Origin of the sequence: Yoonia sp., from assembly GCF_036007805.1 — a bacterium.
Lineage (GTDB): Bacteria > Pseudomonadota > Alphaproteobacteria > Rhodobacterales > Rhodobacteraceae > Yoonia.
The window spans coordinates 1-3,601 of record NZ_DASYOK010000319.1 but is presented as its reverse complement, the minus strand read 5'-3'; the positions used below and the strand labels follow the sequence as shown (position 1 = coordinate 3,601).

5 protein-coding genes and 1 pseudogene are annotated in these 3,601 nt (G+C 57.5%); 5 read left to right on the top strand and 1 reads right to left on the bottom strand.

The features are described 5' to 3' along the window. The 5 genes and pseudogenes from VGP75_RS17125 to VGP75_RS17105 all read left to right on the top strand — a co-directional run. Nucleotides 1–232, top strand: a pseudogene (locus tag VGP75_RS17125) (hypothetical protein); the annotation flags it as partial. 177 nt (nt 233–409) lie between these two features. After that, nucleotides 410–1,042 (top strand): ribonuclease HII, encoded by a 633-nt coding sequence (gene rnhB / locus VGP75_RS17120; protein WP_327544810.1) that lies wholly within the window; start codon nt 410–412, stop codon nt 1,040–1,042. A gap of 90 nt (nt 1,043–1,132) precedes the next feature. After that, a complete protein-coding gene (locus tag VGP75_RS17115; RefSeq protein WP_327544809.1) occupies nt 1,133–2,242 on the top strand; it encodes a site-specific DNA-methyltransferase in 1,110 nt (369 codons plus the stop codon). A 174-nt stretch (nt 2,243–2,416) separates the two neighbouring features. Beyond that, on the top strand, nt 2,417–2,593 hold the full coding sequence (locus VGP75_RS17110; RefSeq protein ID WP_327544808.1) for a hypothetical protein: 177 nt from the start codon (nt 2,417–2,419) through the stop codon (nt 2,591–2,593). 83 nt (nt 2,594–2,676) lie between these two features. After that, nucleotides 2,677–3,003, top strand: a complete 327-nt coding sequence (locus VGP75_RS17105; RefSeq protein ID WP_327544807.1) for a DUF3775 domain-containing protein — start codon at nt 2,677–2,679, stop codon at nt 3,001–3,003. Between the two features lie 26 nt (nt 3,004–3,029). On the opposite strand, the gene VGP75_RS17100 is transcribed toward VGP75_RS17105, so the two are convergent. Further along, nucleotides 3,030–3,601, bottom strand: a 572-nt coding sequence (locus VGP75_RS17100; protein WP_526025528.1) for a Rossmann-fold NAD(P)-binding domain-containing protein, incomplete at its 5' end; no start/stop codon positions are given.

The following is a 3,601-nucleotide window of genomic DNA, read 5'->3' as shown; positions in this document are numbered from 1 at the left end:
GCGCAGCCGCCAGAACCGCCGCACCTTGCCTTCTTCTTGCCTGCGCCACGTCGAGACGCGCTTTGGCACCCAGCGCATGTTCGGCAAGCGCTGCCTTGAAAACAACTACCGTTTTGCAAGCCGCCTGCCCGAGCGCTGCGCTGTCCGCATCTGGACCAGCAACGGGCCACGTAACGGCTTTGATCCCCTTTGCCTGCGCGAGCAAGGCTACCGGACTGACCGACACAACTAAGTCGGGCAGGTGTGCGGCTGCTTGCCCCAGTTGCCGCACCACCTTGGGTGATCTGCCAGTAACAAGTACGCCGCTTAGAGCGTGATATGGCGACGCCCAGCATGGGGCAGAGAGGTTGGACATGGCTCTCTGCCCCTTTTTCCTTGAAGTGACAGCTTTGTTCTGGTCACTGACCTCATGACCAAACCTGATTTTAGTTTTGAACAAGCCGCCGAGGCGCGCGGCTTTTTGCACATCGCCGGCGTCGATGAGGTCGGGCGCGGTCCGCTGGCGGGGCCAGTCGTTGCGGCGGCTGTGATTCTTGATCCTGCAAACATTCCCGCTGGATTGAATGACAGCAAGAAACTGACCCCGAAAAAGCGTGACGCGCTCTATGATGAATTGCTGGCGGTGGCGGACGTGTCTATCGCCGAGGCGACAGTGGCCGAGATTGATATCCATAACATCCTGCGGGCATCCCATATCGCGATGGTCCGCGCGGTCGCGGGCCTGCGGCAAACCGCCGACTATGCGCTGATCGACGGCAATATGGTGCCGCGTGATTTGGTGATCCCCTGTGAGGCAATCATCAAAGGCGACGCACGCAGTTTGAGCATCGCGGCCGCTTCTGTCGTCGCCAAAGTGTGGCGTGACAGACACATGGTGGCATTGGCGCAACAGCACCCCCACTACGGCTGGGAAAACAACGCCGGATACCCGACAGCCCAACATAAATTGGGGCTTGAGCAGTTTGGCGTCACTGAACACCATAGGCGTTCGTTCAAGCCGATACACCATATCTTGTATCAAGATAAAAACGTAAGTGACTGAATCAATAAAGATTTTGACACGGAATCGCCTCTGACTCACATTGGGCTCAACCATAGAGCGGGAACACCCGCCGGGGCTTAGAGGCAAGTTATGACGATCAAAACGAAAACGAAGGGGGCGCAAGCGCTCCCGCTCAATACGATTATTGATGGTGATTGCATCGAGGTGATGAACAGCCTGCCTGCAGGGTCTGTTGATCTGATTTTTGCGGATCCGCCATATAACCTACAGCTCAAGGGCGATCTGCACCGCCCCGACAATTCCAAGGTCGATGCCGTCGATGACGCATGGGACCAGTTCGATAGCTTCAAGGTCTATGACCAGTTCACCAAAGCATGGCTCGCCGCTGCCCGCCGTTTGCTGAAGCCAAATGGCGCGATCTGGGTCATTGGCAGCTATCACAATGTTTTCCGCATGGGTGCTGAATTGCAGAACCAGGGCTTCTGGATTCTCAATGATGTTGTCTGGCGCAAATCCAACCCGATGCCGAATTTTCGGGGCAAGCGCCTGACCAACGCCCATGAAACCCTGATCTGGGCCTCGAAAGAAGAGGCTAGCAAGTACACCTTCAATTACGAAGCGCTCAAAGCCCTCAATGAGGGCGTACAGATGCGCTCGGATTGGGTTCTGCCCATCTGCACCGGCCATGAGCGGCTGAAGAATGAGATGGGCGAAAAGGCGCATCCCACGCAAAAACCGCAGTCCCTCTTGCACCGCGTTCTTGTTGCCACCACTAACCCCGGCGATGTGGTCCTTGACCCCTTCTTCGGGACTGGCACCACGGGCGCGGTCGCAAAAATGCTGGGCCGCGATTTCATCGGGATCGAGCGCGAAGAGGCCTACCGCAAGGTGGCCGAGAAGCGCATCAACAACACCCGCAAATTCGACAAGGAGGCGCTGGAGGTCTCGACCTCGAAACGTGCCGAGCCGCGTGTTGCCTTCGGCGTGTTGGTCGAACGCGGCATGCTGCGCCCCGGCGAGGAATTGTGGAGCATGAATGGCCGTCACAAAGCGAAGGTCCGTGCCGACGGCACGCTGATCGGTGACGACATCAAAGGATCAATCCATCAGGTCGGTGCCTTCCTTGAGGGCGCACCAAGCTGCAACGGCTGGACCTATTGGCAATTTAAACGCGACGGGCAGAAAGTGCCCATTGATCTGCTGCGCCAGCAGATCCGCTCCGAGATGGCGAAACACTAAGTTTTACCAAAGTTGATACCGCCGGTGCCTGCGGCAAGCCTGTCCAATACTGGATGGGCACGCGAGCACTAACTTTTCCCCCGCCATCCACTGTGATGGCGGGGCTTTTTTCTTTGCGAGCCTGCATTGAAAGCAATCGTTGCTCCGCCGTCCTTGCTCGGCTAGCGTGAACGCATGAAACATGTCCCCAAAGAAACCACTGATGATGCGCTTATCCAGGAGTTCCTGAACAAAGGCGGCAAAGTCAGTCGTGGAAAAACCAAGCCTTTGGCGGCCGAGCTTGGTCTGAGTAACAATGTTTGGAACAACAAGCTGACCAAAGAAGAGAAAGCCGCCCGCAACAAAAAATAACGAGGCGCGTGCGACACAGCTTGCGCCAGATCAAGGTCGCGTTTGTGTTGCTCTTTCATGGTGGGGCCAAAGGAGAGGCGCTAATGTTACCCATTACGGCAGATAAAATTGCAGAGATCATCATTCTGGCGCGCGAGTTGGATCGCGCCGAGAATGAGTTTGACGGGTTTGTCGATCAACTCAATGACGACGAAAAAGCGGGGATCGTTGCGGTCTTCTGGATCGGCCGCGGCAGCTTCGAGGCCGAAGAACTGGCTGAGGCGCTGATGACGGCGGCGCGCGAGGCGACGACACCAACAGCCAGCTATCTGAAAGGGTCGCCGCATCTGGCCGATCATCTGGAGGCTGGCATGGCCGCCCTTGGTATGGATCCATCAGAAGCCGAGGATGATCTTTACCGGCCAGCGTAAGGTGGATCCTGATCCACCTTACCTGATCAGCGCGTTGCCCTTTCAAACCAAGCCTGCGCTCTGCCCCAGACGCCTTCATCCAACTGAGGCAACGTCAACAGATGCGGCAAAAGCTGTTCCGCGAAATCCGCGCTGCTTTCTGCAGGTAACATCGAAGGCAGGTTGTCAATTGCCGTGACATCCAGCACCGGGTTGTCATGCACACGCAGCGCTGGCGCATCCCATGTCGTTGTGCGGTCATAGACCTTGATCGGTGAAAAATCGCTGTCCGGGTCGCAGGCCACATCGCCGATGACGCAAAGCGTCCGGGGGGCAGTCTTGGCACTTGCGGGGACAAAGACCGGGGTGCCCGGGCGGGCAAGGATGCAGTTGAGAAAGATGTCATGGCGCAGCACTTCGGGAAACGGCCCACCCGAGGCGGTTTCCGCCATATCCCATTGCGTGGTTGCGACCCCCATTGCGGTACACAGATCGGCGGCCCCGCTGCCAACACGGCCCAAGGCCCCGATAATCAACGCCGTCGGACGGTCCGTGCCCAAAGCCATCAAAGCCTCTTGCAGGTCGGCCAGCAGGTGGTTTGCACTGGGATAGGCCTTCA

Excerpts from the sequence above, each read along its gene's own strand:
- rnhB (WP_327544810.1), top strand. The coding sequence starts at position 410 with ATGACCAAACCTGATTTTAGTTTTGAACAAGCCGCCGAGGCGCGCGGC.
- VGP75_RS17115 (WP_327544809.1), top strand. The coding sequence starts at position 1,133 with ATGACGATCAAAACGAAAACGAAGGGGGCGCAAGCGCTCCCGCTCAAT.
- VGP75_RS17110 (WP_327544808.1), top strand. The coding sequence starts at position 2,417 with ATGAAACATGTCCCCAAAGAAACCACTGATGATGCGCTTATCCAGGAG.
- VGP75_RS17105 (WP_327544807.1), top strand. The coding sequence starts at position 2,677 with ATGTTACCCATTACGGCAGATAAAATTGCAGAGATCATCATTCTGGCG.